This is a genomic window from Propionivibrio sp., from assembly GCF_047602565.1.
Taxonomy (GTDB): Bacteria; Pseudomonadota; Gammaproteobacteria; order Burkholderiales; family Rhodocyclaceae; genus Propionivibrio.
Genome location: NZ_JASGGX010000001.1, coordinates 2119965 through 2139042, shown reverse-complemented (window position 1 = coordinate 2139042; position 19078 = coordinate 2119965). Strand labels below are relative to the sequence as shown.

The following is a 19078-nucleotide window of genomic DNA, read 5'->3' as shown; positions in this document are numbered from 1 at the left end:
GGCCGGATTTCGATGCCCCTGGGGGAGGGGGCGAAATCCGGCCATCAGGTGTTGTTGATGTCCATTCGTTCTGCTTGATCAATCAAAATCAAAGGAATCGCCATGAATGCATCCGTATCCGCTTTGCTGTGTTGTCTGGTCCTGCCCGTTTTCATGGTCGGCTCGATCGCCGCCAATGGCGCGGAAATCCGGGAACGTACTTTCCGCTTCTCGCACGTCCAACCGAAGGAAAGCCATTTCGAGGCCGGCGTACAGAAGTTCGCGGAGTTGGTCAGCCAGAAAAGCAACAAGAAAATAACGATCAAGAGTTTTCCCGCAGCGATGCTCGGCGGTGACATGCAGACGGTCCAGGCGTTGCGCAGCGGCACGATCGACATGACAGTGCTGCCCCCGGGGCTGCTCGTCGGCCTCAGCAAGGAATTCGCCGTCTTCGATTTGCCGTTCCTGTTCAACAATTTCCAGGAAGCCGACGAGCTGCTCGACGGAAAAGTCGGGCAGAAACTCATGGAAAAGGCGCCGCCCGGACTCGTCGGGCTGGTGTATTGGGACCATGGTTTCCGCAACGTGTCGAACAGCAAGCGACCGATCGCCAGGCTGGAGGATTTTCAGGGCTTGAAGATTCGCGTCTCGCAATCGCCGATGATCATCGAGTCGATCGGAGGTCTGGGCAGCAACCCGCTGCCGATGCCTTTCACCGAGGTTTATACCTCTCTCGAAACCAAGGCCGTCGACGGCCAGGAGAATCCGACGGCCGTGTTCGAATCGAACAAGTTCTACGAGGTGCAGAAATACCTCTCTTTGACGCGCCACCAGTACAACCCGCTGATCGTGCTCGTCAGCAAGAAGATCTGGGACCAATTGAACGACGATGAGCGCAAGCTGCTCAGGGAGGCGGCCGACGAAACCCGCAACTACCAGCGCCAGGTCTCGCGCGACATGGAGAAGAAGGCTCTGGAACTGGTGAAGGCCAAGGGGGCCATCGTCAACGACGTACCGCCGCAAGAGGTGGAACGCATGCGGGCGAAGCTTACGGCGGTATCCGAAAAATTGGCCAGGGAGCAGATCGGCGAAGCCATCGTCAAGGAAGTCTACGCCGAGCTCGAGCGAATCCGCGCCACCAGCAAATAAGCGAATAACAGGATCGGCCTGCCGGGCGATGGAGACCCGGCAGTAGCACCGTCGCACGTGCGCACATCACGCCGTGGCGAGATGGGACGGGACATTCTCCTCGGGGAATGGCGTTCGGCGGCGTCGAATCGAAAAGCACAACCGTCCTGCCGCTGCGTGGGCGGCATTTTCTGCATATCGGGAGAGGAAATGGTTTTTTTGAACAAACTCATCAGACTGGTCGAGTGGATGCTGGTCGCCATGTTCGGAGTCATGGCGGTGCTGGTCTTCGGGAATGTGGTGCTGCGTTACGGCTTCAACTCCGGGATCGTGTTTTCGGAAGAGGTGTCGCGCTTCCTGTTCATGTGGCTGACGCTGATTGGCGCGCTCGTCGTGATGAAGGACCACGGGCACCTTGGCATGAGCAGCGTCGTGGCCCGCCTTGGCGAACGCGGCCAGCGAATCTGCCGTTTCCTTGCTGATGCTCTTACCTTGACCTGTTGTCTGTTGCTGGTGGACGGCGCCTTCAAGCAGGTCGTCATCGCCATGGACGATCGCTCCCCGGTCCTCGGAATCAAGATGGGATATGTCCAGTTGTGCCTGCTGATTTCGTGCGTGGGCATTGCCATCGTTCTCGCCTACGGCTTGTGGCGCCAGGTCAGCGGGCGGATGAGCCGCGAAGAACTCGAGCCGTATAGCGGCAGCGTCGGCGAATAAGGGGCGCGCTCATGACCATTGCCACATTTCTTTTCTCGCTGCTCGGGGCCATGGCGCTTGGCGCCCCGATCGCCTTCTCCCTGCTCATCTGTGGCGTCGCCATGATGATCCAGATGGACAATTTCGATACCCAGATCGTTGCCCAGAATCTGCTCGAAGGCGCCAACAACTATCCGCTCATGGCCGTGCCCTTCTTCATGCTCACCGGCGAACTGATGAACGCTGGCGGCTTATCGAAACGTATTGTCGAGGTTGCCGACGCCCTGGCCGGACACGTGCGTGGAGGGCTCGGCTACGTGGCGATCATCACCGCCGCGGTGGTGGCCAGCATCTCCGGCTCGGCGGTGGCCGACACCGCCGCCGTGGCCGCCCTGCTCATTCCGATGATGCGCAACGGCGGCTACAACGTGCCGCGTTCCGCCGGCCTGATCGCCACGGCCGGCTGTATCGCTCCGGTCATTCCACCATCCATACCGCTTGTGGTGTTTGGGGTTACGACCCAGTTATCAGTGACGAAACTGTTCATGACCGGAATCTTCCCCGGTTTCCTGTTTGCACTGACCTTGGCTGGCACGTGGTGGGTCATTTCCAAGAAGGAACCCGGAGGCGGGAGTCACCAGCACTTCGATCTTGGCAGGTTTCTCAAGGCATTGCGTTACGGAGTCTGGGCGCTGGTGCTGCCCTTCGTGATCATCGGCGGCATGCGGGCCGGGGTGTTCACCCCGACCGAGGCTGCCGTCGTTGCCGTCTTTTATTCGATGTTTGCCGGCATCTTCATCTACCGTGAGCTCGACTACCGCACCATCCCGGCCCTGATGCTCGCCGCTTTGAAGACCTCCAGCACGATCATGTTCCTGGTGGCGTCGGCGATGGTGTCCGCCTGGTTGATCACGGTCGCCGACATTCCGTCGCAGACGATGACGCTGCTGCAGCCGTTCATGGACAGCCCGATCCTGCTGATGTTCGTGATCATGGTGCTGGTGGTCATCGTCGGCACCGCCCTCGACCTGATGCCCACCGTGTTGATCCTCGGCCCGATCCTGGTCCCCGTGGTCAAGCAGGCTGGCATCGATCCCTACTACTTCGGCGTGCTGTTCATCATGAACAACGCCCTCGGCCTCCTCACCCCGCCCGTCGGCACCGTGCTCAACGTCGTCGCCGGCGTCTCCAAGGAATCCCTCGACAAGGTCATCATCGGCGTCTGGCCCTTCCTCCTCGCCGAAACCGTCCTCATGTTCATCCTCGTCTTCTTCCCTGCGCTGGTAACGGTGCCGGCGCGCTGGTTGATGTAGCCGCCACCGTCAGACTCAGGAACGCCCGGAGCGCCGCTTTTTGCTCCAGGCGAACAGGCCCGCCAGCAGGATGCCGGCGCCGCCGATCTGCCAGGCGCCGGCCCAGGGCACGTCCTTGGCGATGCCGCTGCCGATGATCGCCGCGACGATTCCCTGGGGCAGGAAGCCGAGCAGCGAACCGAGCAGGAAGGCGCGGTTGCCGGCGTGGCTGAGCGCCAGCCCGAAGTTGATGATGGCGTTGCTGACCGGCAGCATGCGCATCAGGGCGACCGAGGCGACGGTCGGCTCGGCGTGGGCGATGCGGTTGAAGAAGCGGCGCCGGCCGAAGTGTTCGACCAGCCATGCGCGGCCGCCCCAGCGGGCGGCGCGGAAGGCGATGAAGGAGCCGGCCAGGCTGCTGCACAGCGACCACAGGAGGCCTTCCCAGAAGCCGAAGACGAAGCCTCCCAGCGCGTAGAAAAGCAGGCGCGGCACCCCGGCGGCCGTCAGCAGGGTGCTGATGGCGATGAAATGGAGTTCGCCGCGCCAGCCCGGCGCGTTGAAGATGGCGGCGAGCGTGTCCCAGTCGCGGATCTGCCGGCCGATGGGCGTCACATTGAACAGGTAGAGCAGGATCGCGCCGGCGCTCAAGAGGATGAGCAGCTTGCGCGAGGTGTTCCCGGCCACCTGCTCCAGGTCGGGCACCGGAGCGTCGGCGGCTGTTTCGTCCGCGCCGGGGAAATCGGCGCCGCCGGGCGCGGGCGAGGTCATTTTTCCTGCGCGGCGATGCGTTCCGACCTGACCGCGCGGGAAAGGTACCAGCGGATGCCGAAACAGTCGCGGATGCCGCGCCAGAGCCGGTTATGCACGCCGTACTTGGACGCGCCGCGCAGGCGCTCGCGATGGTTGACGGCGCGCTCGACGACGCTGAATCCCTGCCCGCGCAGGAGCGTCGGCAGGAAGCGGTGCATGCCGTTGAACACCGGAATCTCGCGCAGCGCGGCACGGCGCACGACGCGGATGCCGCAGCCGCTATCGCTGACCTGGTCGCCGGTGATCCAGTTGCGGTAGCCGTTGGCGATCTTCGACGAGACGCGGCGGATGAAGGTGTCCTGCCGCCGGCGCCGCACGCCGGTCACGCAGTTGACGCCCTCGGCGACGGCCTGTTCCAGCATGGCGGGCAGGTCGGCCGGATCGTTCTGCCCGTCGCCGTCCAGCGTGCCGACCCATTCGCCGCGGGCCGCGCGGAAGCCGCTGGCCACGGCGGCGCTCTGCCCGCAGTTCGACGCGGTGGAACACGCCGCGCACGCGGGGATCGCCGAATTCGCGGATGAGGCGGGCCGTCGCGTCGGTGCTGGCGTCGTCGACGAGGATGAGTTCGAAGCCGCCGGGGAGCCCCGCCAGCGCGGCGACGATCTCGCGTGCCAGCGGCACGACGTTTTCTTCCTCGTTGTAGGCGGGGACGACCACCGAAAGCCTCGGGCTGGCGGTCGCGGGGATGCTGGCGGGTGAAGTCATCGCTTTGTCGGATCTGGTCTGTTTGGTTCCGGCCGTCGGGGGGCTGACGGCAAACGGCATATTCTACCCGGAGACGTAGGTGCGGAACCATGCGGTCCAGCGCGCGATCCCCTCCGCCAGCGGCGTTTTCGGTGCGAAGCCCGTATCGCGCGCCAGGTCGGCGACGTCGGCGTAGGTCGCCGGCACGTCGCCCGCCTGCATCGGCAGGAAATTCTTTTTGGCTTCCATGCCCAGCGCCCGCTCGATCGTCTCGATGAAGACCATCAGTTCCACCGGCTGGTGGTTGCCGATGTTGTATACCCGGTACGGCGCACGGCTGCTGCCCGCGTCGGGTGCGGCGGCGTCGAAGTCCGGGTTCGGCGCGGCGATCCGGTCGAGCACGCGCACCGTGCCCTCGGCGATGTCGTCGATGAAGGTGAAGTCGCGCTGCATGCGGCCGTGGTTGAACACGTCGATCGGCCGGCCGGCGAGGATCGCGCTGGTAAACAGCCACGGCGACATGTCCGGCCGCCCCCACGGTCCGTAGACGGTGAAGTAGCGCAGCCCGGTGGTCGGCAGGCCGTAGAGGTGGCTGTAGCTGTGCGCCATCAGCTCGTTCGATTTCTTGGTCGCGGCGTAGAGGCTGACGGGGTGGTTGACCTCGTCGTGCACCGAGAACGGCATGCGCGCATTGGCGCCGTAGACGCTCGAACTGCTGGCATAGACGAGGTGCCGCACGTGGTTGTGGCGGCAGGCTTCGAGGATGTTGGCGAAGCCGACGAGATTGCTCTGCACGTAGGCCTGCGGGTTGGTCAGCGAATAGCGCACGCCGGCCTGCGCGGCGAGGTGCACGACGCGCTCGAAGCACTCCCCGGCGAACAGCGCCGCGACCGCCGGCGCGTCGGCGACGTCGATGTGGCGGAAGCAGAACCGGGAGTACGGCGCGAGCTGGTCCAGCCGCGCGTGCTTGAGCCGCGGGTCGTAGTAATCGTTGAGATTGTCGATGCCGACCACCTCGTCGCCGCGTTCGAGCAGCAGGCGGGCGACGTGCATGCCGATGAAGCCGGCGGCGCCGGTGACCAGGATCTTCACGTTGCCGCTCCTTCTTCCGCTGCCTCGTTGAACTGCATGGCATGCAGGCGCGAGTAATGGCCGTTCAACGCCAGCAGTTCGGCGTGCGAGCCGCGTTCGACGATGCGCCCCTGGTCCATGACCATGATCACGTCCGCTTTCTCGATGGTCGACAGGCGGTGGGCGATGACCAGCGTCGTGCGGTTCTGCATGACGCGGTCCAGCGCCTTCTGGATGTGCCGTTCCGACTCGGTGTCGAGGGCCGACGTCGCCTCGTCGAGAATCAGGATCGGCGCGTCCTTCAGGATGGCGCGCGCGATCGCCAGCCGCTGGCGCTGGCCGCCCGACAGCAGGACGCCGTTCTCGCCGACCAGCGTGTCGTAGCCTTGCGGCAGCTTGTCGATGAACTCCCTGGCATAGGCCGCCTCGGCGGCCTGCTCGATCTTTTCGCGCGGCGTGCCGGCGAGGTCGCCGTAGGCGATGTTGTTGGCCACGCTGTCGTTGAACAGCGAGGTCTGCTGCGTGACCAGCGCGATGTGCCGGCGCAGGTTGCGCAGGGTGAAATCCTCGACGTCGACGCCGTCGATCAGGATCTGGCCGTGCTCGTGGCGGTAGAAGCGCGGAATCAGGCCGGCCAGCGTGGACTTGCCGCTGCCGGAGCGGCCGACCAGGGCGATCATCTGCCCCGGCTCGACCGTCATGTCGATGTCGTCCAGCACCCGGTGCTTGCCGTCGTAGCTGAACGACAGGTTCCTGATCTCGATCCGGCCGGAGACGCGCTCGCGCTCCACCGTGCCGCGGTCGGCCTCCGGCGGCTCGTCGAGCTGCGCGAAGATGCTCTCGGCGCCGGCCAGCCCCTTCTGGATCGTCGAGCTGACTTCCGACAGCTGGCGGATCGGCTTGGGCAGCATCCCGGCCGCCGTGATGTAGGCGACGAGGTCGCCGGCCGAGGCGTCGCCGCGCAGCAGCAGCACCAGGAAGAGCAGCACCGACATGGTGGCGAAGGTGGCCAGCTGCAAGGCCGGCGTGAATATCGCCGAGGTCCGCGACATGCGCAGTTGCTTGGCCGTGTTGGCCTCGCTCGATGCGCGGAAGCGGCCGGCCTCGTACTCCTCGCCGCCGAAGCTGCGCACCACCCGGTAGCCCTGGATCATCTCCGAGGCGATGTGCGTCAGGTCGCCCATGGCCACCTGGATCTTCTTGCTCTGCTTGCGGAATTTGCGGCTGGCGTTGCCGACCATCAGGCCGATCACCGGCAGGATGGCGACCATCACCAGCGTCAGCTTCCAGTTCATCCACAGCAGGTAGCCGAACAGGAAGACGATGGTCAGCCCTTCGCGGATGATCACCTTGATCGCGTCGGTCGCCGCGCCGGTGACCATGGTCACGTTGTAGGTGATGCGCGAGATCAGGTGGCCCGAACTGTTCTGGTCGAAATAGGCGTTGGGCAGCCGCAACAGGCTTTCGAACAGCGCGATGCGCAGGTCGTGGATCAGCCCGAGCGAGACGCGCGAAAGGAAATAGTTGCCGAGATACGACCCGACGCCCTGCCAGAAGACGATCGCCATCAGCAGCAGCGGTACGCCGTAGGCCAGGTCGAGCTCGCCGAGCGCGGGGATGTCGTGGAACGTTGACGTCCCCGGCTCGGTCAATCCGTCCACGAAGAACTTCAGAATGCTGGCCTGCATCGGCTGCGCCGAGGCGAAGATGATGAAGCCCAGCAGGCTGATGGCGAACAGGCCGAGAAAAGGCTGCAGGTAGCGGAGCAGCCGAAGGTATATCCTTATCGAAGAAATCGGCGGCTTGGAAGATCGATGGACAGTTCGGTTATCGGGCATTTATTGGTTGACAGGTTTATGTCTCTCAAGACAAACAGCGCGTCTATATAGAAGGGGATATGGCGAGTCGGTCATGAAACTCTGAAGCCGCTTCGAAGCCAATGATTCCATTATTGATGTTTCCCAGACAAGCAAACAAGCGAGAAATTAATGAAAGAGGAGCGGAATGTTTCGTCAAGACAGGAATGTTGCCGCGTTCTACGTGCTGTAGAGACATAAAAGTGCTTTTTGCAAATCCGTCCCAAATATGTCTTTTTACTGAATGAGCTGTAGCCGGGATCGACTTGACGAATAGAACTGCTTAGCAATACTGCGCACCTTTCTTGGCTCCGGTTTCGGCTGGACTGAAAAGGACAAAGAACAGCGGAAGCCAGAATGCAAACCACTCTATTGAAGGGCGTATCAGCAGAGCTCGACCGTTGGTCGAGAGGCATAGCAACCCGAAAATCAGCCAAAAAACAAAAAAAGGGCGTTCTTCATTCTTTGCCAATGGCCGGCAAGTAATTGAGAGAAGCATGGCAAGAAAAAGAACTCCTCCTACCAATCCACCAACTCTGAATGTATCAAGAATCGAGGAATGCGAGTGAGTGACGGTTACTCTGTTTTGGGTGTCTGTCGGAAGAGGAATGCCGGCGGAATCTCCAAGTCCTTGTCCAAAAAACAAATTGTCTTTGATTAACTGAATAGCGTTCATCCAGATTTCAGTACGATAGTTGGGCGAATAGGCTCTATCGACAATCAACGGAGCTAGATTGAAAATCAGAATAGCCATTAGTCCCGAGCTCAACAGGACTCCCCAGAGTATCAAGTCATCCTTGCTCCATCTGAATATAGAAATCAGAAGCAGCGTGACAGCTAAAGACAAAATAGGGCCTCGGCTTTGCGATAGAAACATTATTGCCACACTGATGGTAGTTAGAATTAGCAAGCCGATCTTGATCTGTGGCCGACTCTGTGGAAAGGACCACCATGCAGTCAGAGGCAACAGACCAAAGTACATCGCTGTATTAATCGGGTTGCTATCCCCCCAGCCACTAAGTATGCTAAGAGAGTATCTTCGCGATGCCTCTATTGCGTATTCTGTAGCCAAAAACATCTTTTCAATAAATAAAAAAGCATAAAGACAGGTTGCACAAGAGCCAACGGCCAATATGAAATAGCGAATCCACGTTCCTGATTCGCCACACATGTTCATCGTCGAATGGACCGCTACCAAAAGGCATAGGATACAGAAGGCCAGTTTTAGACCGTTTCCCAGCGTCCCTTCACTTGACCAAAGCGAACTCAATGCGAAATAGGCGATAAAGCACAGAACGAACAAGGTAGGTGTTCTATATCTTTTTTGTAGTAGTAACTGTCGTAAATCAGAGAGCAGAATGATGCTGGGTGCTGCAATCAGCAAATAAAAGAGTGTTTTCTGTGGAGTCGGAGCAAGAAAAAAGAATGAAGCCAAGTAGGCTAGCAGACCGAACGCTACAATCGGGCGAGCCCATCTCATTACTGCTACTCCATCATGCCTCATTGCTATACATTCCTTGTGGAGCCATCGAGTGAGCGGACGATGGCTTTGTGTAATTTTCTATGTCTGCGAGCCTTTATCGGCGTCGTTGGAGAGTTTTGAATCCAGAGCCAAGCAAAATAACTATAAGCGCTACGTAAACATCTCTGTCATACAGGAAAGTTTTTATTGTCTATTAGCCGAAATCTCAAGGCTACTTTGCCCATTTCCTGCTCAGTCCAGTCCTAATGTGTCCCAGGCAGAAGATGCTGTTCAATGTCTTCTGGCAGTGTTGAGCGCCTCCATAAACTTTCGATGGTCTGGATGGTTTTTTCGAGCCCTAGTGATCCATGTGCGAGATGGAAAAGAGCGAAAGCTCTCGCTTTCTCCACATGGGCGAGGAAGTTTTTTTCGATTTCCTCTACTCGTGAATGGATATCTACCAAGCTGGTTACCACAGGGCCGAAAAATCGCTCCTGATTAAAAATATCGCAATCGTCGCTCAGGTTGCAGTAGATCACTGGTCGAGCTGCCAATCCTGCTTCGATTACCGCATTGGACATGATGTTCACTACTAGGCTGGCTTGTTCCAGACCTTGTGCGAGTGAACATTCGGGCGGCAGTATTTTGACGTTTTTCAGCGTTTGCGCCGTTTCTTGCCAGAACGGCACTGAACTGCGCGGATGCCGTTTGACCAGTATCTGGTATTGCGGCTGTTCGCACGCCCATTCACGAAGCAGTTCATAGGTGCGCTGATAACCGGCTTCCTTTTCCTTGTCCGGTCCGACACCCAGAACCAGCAGGGTCCGCGCCGTCGGGTTTGCGGGAGGAAGATCGAAGCTGTGGTCGACCATGTGTGATCCAGTCAGAACTGCCGTCGATGTGCCGAAACGCAGCTTCCGGTTACGCAAAGCTTCCAGAGAGCTTGGGCCAAACAATAAGTAGTAATCATAGTCATTCATGCTCAAACGACGGGAACTCTCCACTGTCGTAGCATGTGCTAAATGTACGAGAGGGCACTGCTTAGTCTTGAGAGCAAGATGTAGAAACGGCGAATAAAGACTCCCGTTGCGGTCGTTTAGCAACACGCGTGGTTGATATCGTTCAACAATCCAGGCGGCGTGAGCGGCATAACCGAAATAACGCAATGGCGTTGGGTATGGCGGAAAGGTAACTAGGCGGTTTGCGCAAATGTCACGTCGTTCTTGCAGTGCTGTCTCGATCAGATAGTGGCCGCGTTGGCGCAATGCGTCGATCAGCAGTTTTTTGCGTCGTAATCCAATGATTTTAGGAGCGGATTGCAGGAGCAGAAAATCACACGATTCTGCATCAATAGTTGTGGCCAACCGATACTTGGCTCGCAGACCGAACCATCCATCGGCTATTGCATCTCGGAGAAAGCGTAACGCGCTACCAAGCCAACCATGGCTTTCGCGTAACAGCGCCCAGCGAAATTGATCCAATGCAATTGCTTTTGTTTTCCAGGGGTTGTCGTCTATGTTATGCATGGTTGGTTTTGTCGGCGTAACTTGACAGCGCGGGTAGTGACCAGAATGTCTTCCGGATTGCTTGATCAGAAAAACGCTGTTCGAGGTCTGCCTGCATGCGTTCACGGATAAGCTGAATCTGCTCAGGAGACATCTGTGCCAGTTGCACCAAAGCCGTAGACAAAGCATCGGCATCGCCGAGTGGCACCAGATCGCCGACCTCTTGTGCGACTTCTCGGCCGCCTCCACAGTCGGTACAAATAATCGGGATGCCTGCTGCCATGGCCTCTAGCAACACCATGCCAAAAGGTTCGTGGTCGGACGTCAGCGCGAAAGCATCGAATGCCTTGAAATATCGCCGGCCATTCGGTACTTGGCCAAGAAAGCGTACGTGCTCAACTACACCTAACTGCGCCGCTAGATCTTTCAGCGATGTTTCCAAGGGGCCGCTGCCCATTATCGCCAGCAAGCTACCAGCGGGCAATTTGGTCAATGCGATGGCGAAACCACGGATCAATGTGGCTTGGTCTTTGTCAGGATGCAGTCGTCCCACGTTGCCGACTACCCAGGCATCTTGCGGCAGACCGAGAGATGCCCGCGCATCTTGACGGGATTCTTGTTGGGATTGAACAGCTTGGATATCGATGCGGTTGTATAGTGTCTCAATCTGCTCAGCAGGCCAACTACGAAAGTGTGTGCGTATGTCATCGCGTACAGAATTGGAGACTCCAAACAAGGTCAAACGAGTTTTGAACAGATTGGCAAAAAACTGGCGAGGGCGTTTCGAATACACCCCAAAAGCGTGTTGTACTCCGATGACGGGAATGTTGCTGCCGAGCAAGGCGATATAGGTTGGTTTGAAACGGTGAGCAATGCAGAGTCTAAAATCCCGCGATGACGCGATACGTCTGAAATGCCGGATTGCTTGAAGTTTGAGTCCTCGAACGTCACGACTGGAGTAACCGAGAAAGATCACTTCGTCAGACATTGACCCGACTTCAACCTCCGGTTTGGGGGCACCAGTTAAGTAAACCGTGCACACCTTGAAGACGGTTCCTGTGAACAGCGCAGCGTATTGTCGTGCACAGTCGAGAAAGGGACCATCATAGCCATGACAGAATTGCAGCACCCACGGTTGCTGTTGCTCGGGGTGTTTTGCTTCGCTAATCATACAAGTTCTCGAAGATACTTGGTTACCAGCACGTCCTCCATGACCAAGTACTCCAGGTCCGAGCCGTAGAACATGTTCAGCGCGTCGGTCGGCGAGCAGATCATCGGCTCGCCGCGCCGGTTGAGCGAGGTATTGAGCACGACGCCGTTGCCGGTGAGCTTTTCGAGCTCGGCCATCAGGTCGTAATAGCGGGGGTTGTGCTCGCGCTGCAGGGCCTGGGCGCGCGAGGTGCCGTCTTCATGGACCACTTCGGGCACGCGCTCCTTCCAGCCCGGCGCGACCTCGAAGGTGAAGGTCATGAACGGCGCCGGATGGTCGCTGCCGAGCATCTGCGGGCCGACCGTGTCGAGCATGCTCGGGCAGAACGGGCGCCAGCGCTCGCGGAACTTGATCTGCGCGTTGATCCGGTCGGCGACGCCGGGCACGCTGGGGCAGCCGAGGATCGAGCGCCCGCCGAGCGCGCGCGGACCGAATTCCATGCGCCCGTGGAACCAGGCGACCGGGTTGCCGGCGGCGAGGATCTTCGCCACCTCCACGGGCACGTCGTCGATCCTGCGCCACTGCGGCCGGGCCGGATGGCGCGCGCACGCGGCGATGACGTCCTCGTTGCTGTAGGACGGGCCGAGGTACACATGCTCCATCTTCTCGACCGGCACGCCGCGCGCGACCGAGACGTAGGCCGCCGCGCCGACCGCCGTGCCGGCGTCGCTGGCCGCCGGTTGCACGAACAGCTCCTTGACCTCCGGCCGGGCGATGATCTTCTGGTTGAGCTTGACGTTCAGCGCGCCGCCGCCGGCGAAGGCCAGTCTGCCCGTTTCGCGCAGGATGTCGCCGAGGTAGTAGTCGAGCATCTGCAGCGAGACGTCCTCGAACAGCTTCTGCATGCTCGCCGCGTAGTGGATGTACGGATCGTCGGCGATGTCGCCGACGCGCTTCGGGCCGAGCCATTGGACGAGCTTCGGCGAGAAATAGAAGCCCTTGCCCTGCTCCTTGTAGCGGCGCAGGCCGATCACGTTGGCGTAGTCGGTGTTGATCACCAGTTCGCCGTTCTCGAATTTGGCCAGGCGCGAGAAATCGTACTTGTGCGGGTCGCCGTAGGGCGCCATGCCCATGACCTTGTATTCGCCGTCGAGCATCTCGAAGCCGAGGAACTCGGTCAGCGCGCCGTACAGGCCGCCGAGCGAATCGGGATCGTAGAACTCCTTGATCTTGTGGATGACGCCGTTCTCGCCGTAGCCGAAGAAGGTGGTGGCGTACTCGCCCTTGCCGTCGATGCCGAGGATCGCCGTCTTTTCCTGGAAGCCCGAGCAGTGGTAGGCGCTGGCGGCGTGCGCCAGGTGGTGCTCGACGGGCACGATCTCGATTTTGGCGAGGTCGAAGCCGAGCTGGACCAGGCACCATTCGATGCGTTTCCGGTAGCGGTGGAAGCGCCGGTTGCCAGTGAGGATCGCATCCAGCGAGCGGTCGGGCGCGTACCAATAGCGTTTGGCGTAATGCCAGCGCGCTTTCCCGCCCAAGCCGATCGGCGCGAACGGAATGGCCACCGCATCGACGTCGGCCGGCTTGATGCCGGCGAACTGCAGGCAGAACTTCGCCGCCTCGTAGGGCATGCGGTTCTTCGCGTGCTTGTCGCGCACGAAGCGTTCCTCCTCCGCGGCGGCGACGAGCCTGCCGTCGATGTACAGCGCCGCCGAGGGATCGTGGGTCAGCGCGCCGGAAAGTCCAAGTACGGTCAATGCCAAGGTTCTGCTCTCGCAAGGTCGGGTTGAGTGCCGGCGCCGGAACGGCGGCGCCGATCGATCCGTGAGTATACCTTCCCGCGTGCCCGCGATAGTGAATCGGAGTAAAGTAGCCCGCTTTTCAGCGGCACGGCCGCCGGGAGCGCCGGCAGCGGCCGCCTGTTCGCGCATGGACCGTGTATGCATGACACCTTGAAGACGCTGCTGGTGCTTTTGCTGGTGCTCGTCCCCGCCCTGTTCCTGGGCTTGGGCGAGCGGCCGGTTTACAAAATCCAGGAAGTGCGCATCGCCGAGACGGCGAGGGAAATGCTGGAAAGCGGCGAATGGGTGGTGCCGCGTTTCAACGGGGAGCTGCGCCTGCAGAAGCCGCCGCTGCCCTACTGGCTGACCGCCGCGAGCTACCGGCTCGCCGGCGCGGATGCCGTGGCCACGCGGGTGCCCTCCGCGCTCGCCGGCCTGGGCCTGGCCGTGCTGATCTGGGCCTGGACGAGGCGCGAACTCGGGATGGAAGCCGCGGGCAACGCCGCCATCGTGCTCGTCCTGTCCTATCTGGGCCTGCGCTATTTCCGCAGCGGCGAGGCCGACGCCCTGCTGCTGCTGTGCATCGGCGCCGCCTGCCGGCTCGGTTTCGACATCGTCGCCCACGGCCGCCGCGAGCCGTTCCGGCGCCTGCTGTTCGGCCTGGCGCTCGGCCTGGGCTTCCTGACCAAGGGGCCGGCGGGGCTGTCGATTCCTTTACTGGCCCTGGCCGGTCTGGCCTTCGCCGAGCGGCGGCGCGGCGGCGGCTGGCGGGGCTTCGCGGCCCTGTTCAGCGCGCCGGGCGTGGCGGCCATGCTGATCGCGGCGTTCGGCTGGTACGCCTGGATCTTCGGCACGCTGCCCGACGCCGCGCAGCTCTTCTTCGGCCGGCAGATCGACGAGACCTTCATCAGCGGCAACCATCCCAAGCCGCTCTGGTGGTACCTCTCCAACGGGTTCGGGTTCTTCGCGCCGTGGAGCGTGCTGCTCGTTCCGGCCGGCTGGCTGGCGTACCGCCGGCGGGGCGCCGCCATGCCGGCGCTGGCGAGGTTCGCCTGGATCTGGCTGGCGACGGTGTTCGTGCTGCTCACGGCCACCATCAACAAGCAGATGCAGTACGCTTTGCTGTTCGCGCCGCCGCTGGCGATCATCCTCGGCCACTACCTGGCCGTCGCCGAGGGCGGCTTCCTGAAGCTGAACCGCGTCCTGTTCGCCACGCTCTGCTTGGCCGTGGTCGCGGGCGTCGTCTTCGTCCTGCGCCGGACGTCCGAAGCGCCGTCGCCGCTCTGGCTGGCGCTGCCCGTCGCGCCGCTGGCGCTGGGCTGGCTGGCCGGCGTGCGGCGGCCGTCGCCGCCGATGCTGCTCGCCGCCGGGCTGGTGGCGATGGCCTTCCTGTTCAGCGAGGCGCATCTGTCGAAGGAACCGCACAAGGTGGCGGCGCAGGCGCTGATGCGCGAGGCGGCGGCGCTGTCGCCGCTGTACCAGGCCGGTCCCCGGCCGGGGCGCGGGGAACTGTCGTTCTACGCCGGCCGCGTGGTGCCGCCGGTCGATGAGGCCGATCTGCCGGCGCTGCTCGAGAAGCATTCCGAGATCGGCTTCGTCGGCGAAACGGTGCCGTCGCTGCCGGAGGTGTCCGTGGAACCGCTCGGGCAGGCCGACGACCTGCGGCTGGTCAGGCTGACGCGGCGTCCACGCGCCGACGCTGCCACTCAGTAGATGAGGGGGCTGCCTTCCGGGCGCGTCTTGAAGCGCCGGTGCACCCAGTAGTACTGCTCGGGCATGGTGCGCACGGCGGCCTCGATCCAGGCGTTCATCCGCGCCGTGTCGGCTTCGGCGTCGGCGGTCGGGAAATCTGCCCAGGCGTCGCCGATCTCGGTGACGTAGCCCTGTCCGCCGGGCAGCACGCGCGTCACGCAGGTCAGCACGGCCGCACCGGCGGCGCGCGCCAGGCGCGAGAGGCCGGCGGTGGTAGCGGCCGGCACGCCGAAGAAGGGCACGAAAACCGCCTCGCGCCGCCGCGCGTTGAGATCGGGAAGGTAGTAGAAGGGCCGGCCGGACTTCATCGCCTTGACCGTGGCGCGGATGCCGTCCTGGCGGGTCAGCAGCAGCTGATCGCCGAAGCGGCGGCGGCCGTTGAGCAGCAGGCGGTCGAACACCGGATTGGCCTGTTCGGCGTACATGCTCAGCGAGTCGAAGCGCATCGCCACGGCCACGCCGCCGGCGTCGAGCCCGACGAAATGCGGCGCGAGCAGGATGACCGGCCGGCCGGCGTCAAGCTGGGCGCGCAGTTTTTCGGTGCCTGCGATGCGGATCATCCGCTCCAGGCGCCGGTGGCTGCCCCACCAGAGCACGCCGCGTTCGAGCAGCGAGCGGCCGAGCACCCGGAAATGATCCAGGGCGAGCGCCTCGCGCTCGGCGGCGGACAGTTCGGGGAAGCACAGTTCGAGGTTGATCCGCACCACCTGCCGGCGCCGGCGGCCGAGCAGGAAGAAGAGCCGGCCGAGCCCGTTCCCGCAGGCGGCGAGCACCGGCAGCGGCAGGAAGTGCAGCAGCCAGAACAGGAAGACGACGGGTTGGCTCGAAAGGTTACGCAGCATCGGGCGGCGGTGGGAGTCGGTGGCGGACCGGCGGCATTGTAGAGCCGAATCGCCGCGGCGTTCCATAGGGGCCCCTCCGCCGCCCGTATATAATGCAGCGATTCCCCTCGACAGGCAGCGGCCGCCGATGAAACTCCGCTTTTCCAAGATGCACGGGCTGGGCAACGACTTCGTGGTGATCGACGGCGTCCGCCAGACGATCGCCCTGACGCCCGCGCAGATCCGCTTTCTCGCCGACCGCCATTTCGGCGTCGGCTGCGATCAGTTGCTGCTGGTCGAGCGCGCGCGGCATCCGGACGTGGATTTCCGCTACCGCATCTTCAACGCCGACGGCGGCGAGGTCGAACAGTGCGGCAACGGCGCGCGCTGCTTCGTGCGCTTCGTGCATGAGCAGGGCTTGACCGAAAAGCGCGAGATTCGCGTCGAGACCCTCGGCGGCGTGATCAGCCCGCGGCTCGAAGCCGACGGGCAGGTGACCGTCGACATGGGCGTGCCGGTGCTGGAACCGGCGCGGATTCCGTTCGTCAGTACCTCCGCCGAAGTCGTCCAGCCGCTCGACGTGGACGGGCGGCGCGTGGACATCACCGCCGTATCCATGGGCAACCCGCACGCCGTGCAGGTGGTCGCCGACGTTGACGCCGCGCCGGTCGCGGCGCAGGGCGCGCTGATCGAGGCGCATCCGCGCTTTCCGCAGCGCGTCAATGCCGGCTTCATGCAGGTCGCCGGGCGGCGGCAGATCCGCCTGCGCGTCTTCGAACGCGGCGTCGGGGAGACGCTGGCCTGCGGCACGGGCGCCTGCGCCGCCGTCGTCGCCGGTATCCTGCGCGGCCTGCTCGATTCGCCGGTGCGCGTCGAGACGCGCGGCGGCGAACTGTCCATCGCCTGGCAGGGCATCGGCGCGCCGGTGTCGATGACCGGGCCCGCCGTCACCGTATTCACCGGAGAAATCGAACTATGAAGTCGGAAGAAGTCGCCCAGTACCTGCAGGATCATCCCCAGTTCTTCGAGGAGCATGCCGACCTGGTGTCGCGCATGGTCATCCCGCACCCGCACGGCGGGCGCACCATCTCGATCACCGAGCGGCAGATGCTGGCGCTGCGCGACAAGAACCGGCAGCTGGAAGGCAAGATGGCCGAGCTGATGCAGTTCGGCGAGGAAAACGACGTGATCAGCGAAAAGATGCATCGCCTGTGTGTGGCGATCGTCGCGGCGGGCAGCTTCCAGTCGGTGATCCACACCCTGAATTTCCACCTGCGCGACGATTTCGCCATCCCGCTCTTCGCCCTGCGCCTGTGGCAGCGGCCGGCGAACGCCGCCGAACTGCCCGAGTTCGCCGATGTCAGCGAGAAGCTGCAGTCCTTCGCCGAAACGCTGGCGCAGCCGTACTGCGGTTCGACCTCCGGTTTCGAAACCGCGTCGTGGTTCGGCGCCGCCGCGCCGCACGTGCGCTCGCAGGGATTGATCGCGCTGCGCAACGGCGGCGGCACGATCGGCATGCTGGCGCTGGGCAGCGAGGACCCGCAGCGCTTCTATGCCGGCATGGGCACGCTGTACCTGGAGCGGCTCGGCGAGATGGCCTCCGCGGCGCTGGCGCGGGTGCTGCTCCTGCCCTGAAATGGACCCGTCCGCGCCGGTCGACCGCTACCTCGACGAACTCGCCCACCAGCGCCGGCAGTCGCCGCACACGGTCAGTAATTACCAGCGCGACCTGCGCGTGCTCGACCGCCTGCTCGGCGAACTGCCGGGGCGCGTCACCTACCAGAGCCTGCAGCCGCATCACGTGCGCCGCTTCATCGCGCAGCTGCACGCCGCCGGCCTGGGCGGGCGCTCGCTGGCACGGCTGCTCTCGGCGTGGCGCGGCTTCTTCCGCTGGCTGGGCATGCAGGGCGGGGTCGCCGCCAACCCGGTCGACGGCGTCAAGGCGCCCAAGCGTCCGCGCCTGCTGCCCAAGGCGCTGTCGCCCGACGAGGCGAACCGCCTGCTCGACCGTGACGGCGGCGAGGCGGACGAGGACGCGCTGGCCGCGCGCGATCAGGCCATGTTCGAGCTGTTCTACTCCTCCGGCCTGCGCCTCGCCGAACTCGCGTCGCTCGACCTTTCATGCCTGCCCGATCTGGCCAACGGCGAAATCCGCGTGCTCGGCAAGCGCAACAAGACCCGCATCGTGCCGGTGGGCGGCAAGGCGTGTGAGGCGATCCGGCGCTGGCTGGAACGGCGCGCCGAGGTCGCGCGGCCCGAGGAAGCCGCCCTGTTCGTCGGCCAGCGCGGCGCGCGCATCCATCCGCGCGTGGTCGAGGAGCGGCTGAAGCGGCGCGCGCTGGCGCAGGGCCTGCCGGTCGGCGTGCATCCGCACATGCTGCGGCATTCGTTCGCCTCGCACCTGCTGCAGTCGTCCGGCGACCTGCGCGCGGTGCAGGAAATGCTCGGCCACGCCAGCATCGCCTCGACCCAGATCTACACCCACCTCGATTTCCAGCACCTCGCGCAGGTGTACGACGCGGCGCATCCGCGCGCGCGGCGCAAGTGACGGTTCAGCCGCGCAGTTCAGGCAGCGGCTCTCCGCGCGGCACGAAAGCCAGCGCCAGCCCGTTGTTGCAGTAGCGCGTCCCTTGCGGCGGCGGGCCGTCGTCGAAGACGTGGCCCTGATGGCCGCCGCAGCGCGCGCAGTGGTATTCGGTGCGCGGATACGGCAGCTTGTAATCCGTTTTCGTGTCGACCGCGCCGGGCAGGGCCTCGCGGAAGCTCGGCCAGCCGGTGCCGCTCTCGTATTTCGCGCGGCTGTCGAACAGCGGCTGCAAGCAGGCGGCGCAGACGAAGGTGCCGTCGCGCTTTTCGGTGAGCAGCACGCTGCTGCAGGCGTGCTCGGTGTCTTCCTCGAACAGGATGCGATAGGTTTCCGGCGGCAGCAGTGCAGCCCATTCGGCCCGGCTTTTGATCGGCGGCATGGACGATTCCTCGAAACGGAGCGTGCCAGTTAGGCTCCACCTTGCCGTGGTGGTTCCTGTTGCATTTGCAACAGCGTTGCGAGTGGCGTGCGGACGTGCTTTAATCCTTCCGGTTCGTCGTT

General features: G+C 62.9%; 17 protein-coding genes and 1 pseudogene. 7 read left to right on the top strand and 11 right to left on the bottom strand.

What is annotated here, in order from left to right; translation table 11 throughout:
- Nucleotides 1-102: 102 nt before the first annotated feature.
- The 3 genes from QM701_RS09945 (at nucleotide 103) to QM701_RS09935 (ending at nucleotide 3116) form a co-directional block, all read left to right on the top strand.
- Entirely contained in the window at nucleotides 103-1128 is a 1026-nt protein-coding gene (locus QM701_RS09945) for a TRAP transporter substrate-binding protein (protein ID WP_415166904.1), read from the top strand.
- Between the two features lie 198 nt (nucleotides 1129-1326).
- Nucleotides 1327-1824: a TRAP transporter small permease gene (locus tag QM701_RS09940; RefSeq protein ID WP_415166903.1), complete on the top strand. Its 498-nt coding sequence runs from the start codon at nucleotides 1327-1329 to the stop codon at nucleotides 1822-1824.
- An 11-nt stretch (nucleotides 1825-1835) separates the two neighbouring features.
- On the top strand, nucleotides 1836-3116 hold the full coding sequence (locus QM701_RS09935) for a TRAP transporter large permease (protein ID WP_415166902.1): 1281 nt from the start codon (nucleotides 1836-1838) through the stop codon (nucleotides 3114-3116).
- A gap of 15 nt (nucleotides 3117-3131) precedes the next feature.
- Here the strand turns inward: QM701_RS09935 and QM701_RS09930 are convergent, their stop codons facing one another.
- From QM701_RS09930 to QM701_RS09890, 9 genes and pseudogenes are all read right to left on the bottom strand, one after another.
- The gene (locus QM701_RS09930) at nucleotides 3132-3866 is read right to left on the bottom strand and encodes a TVP38/TMEM64 family protein (RefSeq protein WP_415166901.1); all 735 of its coding nucleotides are present in this window, start codon (nucleotides 3864-3866) and stop codon (nucleotides 3132-3134) included.
- Nucleotides 3863-4411 carry a glycosyltransferase gene (locus QM701_RS09925; protein WP_415169378.1) on the bottom strand — a complete coding sequence of 183 codons (549 nt, stop codon included), beginning with the start codon at nucleotides 4409-4411 and terminating at the stop codon, nucleotides 3863-3865. The genes QM701_RS09930 and QM701_RS09925 overlap by 4 nt, the downstream gene beginning before the upstream one ends.
- A pseudogene (locus tag QM701_RS09920) lies at nucleotides 4398-4613 on the bottom strand (glycosyltransferase); the annotation flags it as partial. The pseudogene QM701_RS09920 and the gene QM701_RS09925, both read right to left, overlap by 14 nt.
- 63 nt (nucleotides 4614-4676) lie before the next feature.
- On the bottom strand, nucleotides 4677-5684 hold the full coding sequence (locus QM701_RS09915; RefSeq protein ID WP_415166900.1) for an NAD-dependent epimerase: 1008 nt from the start codon (nucleotides 5682-5684) through the stop codon (nucleotides 4677-4679).
- Nucleotides 5681-7501: a lipid A export permease/ATP-binding protein MsbA gene (msbA, locus tag QM701_RS09910; RefSeq protein WP_415166899.1), complete on the bottom strand. Its 1821-nt coding sequence runs from the start codon at nucleotides 7499-7501 to the stop codon at nucleotides 5681-5683. Before msbA ends, QM701_RS09915 begins: the two co-directional genes overlap by 4 nt.
- A gap of 301 nt (nucleotides 7502-7802) precedes the next feature.
- A complete protein-coding gene (locus QM701_RS09905) occupies nucleotides 7803-8999 on the bottom strand; it encodes an O-antigen ligase family protein (protein WP_415166898.1) in 1197 nt (398 codons plus the stop codon).
- A 245-nt stretch (nucleotides 9000-9244) separates the two neighbouring features.
- A complete protein-coding gene (locus QM701_RS09900; protein WP_415166897.1) occupies nucleotides 9245-10507 on the bottom strand; it encodes a hypothetical protein in 1263 nt (420 codons plus the stop codon).
- Entirely contained in the window at nucleotides 10500-11657 is a 1158-nt protein-coding gene (locus QM701_RS09895; RefSeq protein ID WP_415166896.1) for a glycosyltransferase, read from the bottom strand. Before QM701_RS09895 ends, QM701_RS09900 begins: the two co-directional genes overlap by 8 nt.
- A complete protein-coding gene (locus tag QM701_RS09890; RefSeq protein WP_415166895.1) occupies nucleotides 11654-13393 on the bottom strand; it encodes a carbamoyltransferase in 1740 nt (579 codons plus the stop codon). Before QM701_RS09890 ends, QM701_RS09895 begins: the two co-directional genes overlap by 4 nt.
- A gap of 183 nt (nucleotides 13394-13576) precedes the next feature.
- On the opposite strand from QM701_RS09890, the gene QM701_RS09885 reads away from it, so the two are divergent.
- Nucleotides 13577-15130 carry an ArnT family glycosyltransferase gene (locus QM701_RS09885; RefSeq protein ID WP_415166894.1) on the top strand — a complete coding sequence of 518 codons (1554 nt, stop codon included), beginning with the start codon at nucleotides 13577-13579 and terminating at the stop codon, nucleotides 15128-15130.
- On the opposite strand, the gene QM701_RS09880 is transcribed toward QM701_RS09885, so the two are convergent.
- Nucleotides 15124-16011, bottom strand: a complete 888-nt coding sequence (locus QM701_RS09880) for a lysophospholipid acyltransferase family protein (RefSeq protein WP_415166893.1) — start codon at nucleotides 16009-16011, stop codon at nucleotides 15124-15126. The two genes, QM701_RS09885 and QM701_RS09880, sit on opposite strands and share 7 nt — an antisense overlap.
- Nucleotides 16012-16138: 127 nt before the next feature.
- Here QM701_RS09880 and dapF point away from each other — a divergent pair, with 127 nt between their 5' ends.
- Genes dapF through xerC form a run of 3 tightly spaced genes read left to right on the top strand, consistent with a single transcriptional unit; the run spans nucleotide 16139 to nucleotide 18538 of the window.
- Entirely contained in the window at nucleotides 16139-16969 is an 831-nt protein-coding gene (dapF, locus tag QM701_RS09875) for a diaminopimelate epimerase (RefSeq protein WP_415166892.1), read from the top strand.
- A complete protein-coding gene (locus QM701_RS09870; protein WP_415166891.1) occupies nucleotides 16966-17625 on the top strand; it encodes a DUF484 family protein in 660 nt (219 codons plus the stop codon). The genes dapF and QM701_RS09870 overlap by 4 nt, the downstream gene beginning before the upstream one ends.
- Nucleotide 17626: 1 nt before the next feature.
- The gene (xerC, locus tag QM701_RS09865; RefSeq protein ID WP_415166890.1) at nucleotides 17627-18538 is read left to right on the top strand and encodes a tyrosine recombinase XerC; all 912 of its coding nucleotides are present in this window, start codon (nucleotides 17627-17629) and stop codon (nucleotides 18536-18538) included.
- Nucleotides 18539-18542: 4 nt separating this feature from the next.
- Here xerC and msrB read toward each other — a convergent pair whose 3' ends face one another.
- On the bottom strand, nucleotides 18543-18956 hold the full coding sequence (gene msrB / locus QM701_RS09860) for a peptide-methionine (R)-S-oxide reductase MsrB (RefSeq protein WP_415166889.1): 414 nt from the start codon (nucleotides 18954-18956) through the stop codon (nucleotides 18543-18545).
- Between the last annotated feature and the right edge of the window lie 122 nt (nucleotides 18957-19078).

Bases quoted from the DNA above. Each gene is read 5' to 3' on its own strand.
- QM701_RS09945 (WP_415166904.1), top strand. From the start codon at position 103: ATGAATGCATCCGTATCCGCTTTGCTGTGTTGTCTGGTCCTGCCCGTT.
- QM701_RS09935 (WP_415166902.1), top strand. From the start codon at position 1,836: ATGACCATTGCCACATTTCTTTTCTCGCTGCTCGGGGCCATGGCGCTT.
- QM701_RS09930 (WP_415166901.1), bottom strand. From the start codon at position 3,866: ATGACCTCGCCCGCGCCCGGCGGCGCCGATTTCCCCGGCGCGGACGAA.
- msbA (WP_415166899.1), bottom strand. From the start codon at position 7,501: ATGCCCGATAACCGAACTGTCCATCGATCTTCCAAGCCGCCGATTTCT.
- QM701_RS09905 (WP_415166898.1), bottom strand. From the start codon at position 8,999: ATGAGATGGGCTCGCCCGATTGTAGCGTTCGGTCTGCTAGCCTACTTG.
- QM701_RS09900 (WP_415166897.1), bottom strand. From the start codon at position 10,507: ATGCATAACATAGACGACAACCCCTGGAAAACAAAAGCAATTGCATTG.
- QM701_RS09895 (WP_415166896.1), bottom strand. From the start codon at position 11,657: ATGATTAGCGAAGCAAAACACCCCGAGCAACAGCAACCGTGGGTGCTG.
- QM701_RS09885 (WP_415166894.1), top strand. From the start codon at position 13,577: ATGCATGACACCTTGAAGACGCTGCTGGTGCTTTTGCTGGTGCTCGTC.
- QM701_RS09880 (WP_415166893.1), bottom strand. From the start codon at position 16,011: ATGCTGCGTAACCTTTCGAGCCAACCCGTCGTCTTCCTGTTCTGGCTG.
- dapF (WP_415166892.1), top strand. From the start codon at position 16,139: ATGAAACTCCGCTTTTCCAAGATGCACGGGCTGGGCAACGACTTCGTG.
- QM701_RS09870 (WP_415166891.1), top strand. From the start codon at position 16,966: ATGAAGTCGGAAGAAGTCGCCCAGTACCTGCAGGATCATCCCCAGTTC.
- xerC (WP_415166890.1), top strand. From the start codon at position 17,627: ATGGACCCGTCCGCGCCGGTCGACCGCTACCTCGACGAACTCGCCCAC.
- msrB (WP_415166889.1), bottom strand. From the start codon at position 18,956: ATGCCGCCGATCAAAAGCCGGGCCGAATGGGCTGCACTGCTGCCGCCG.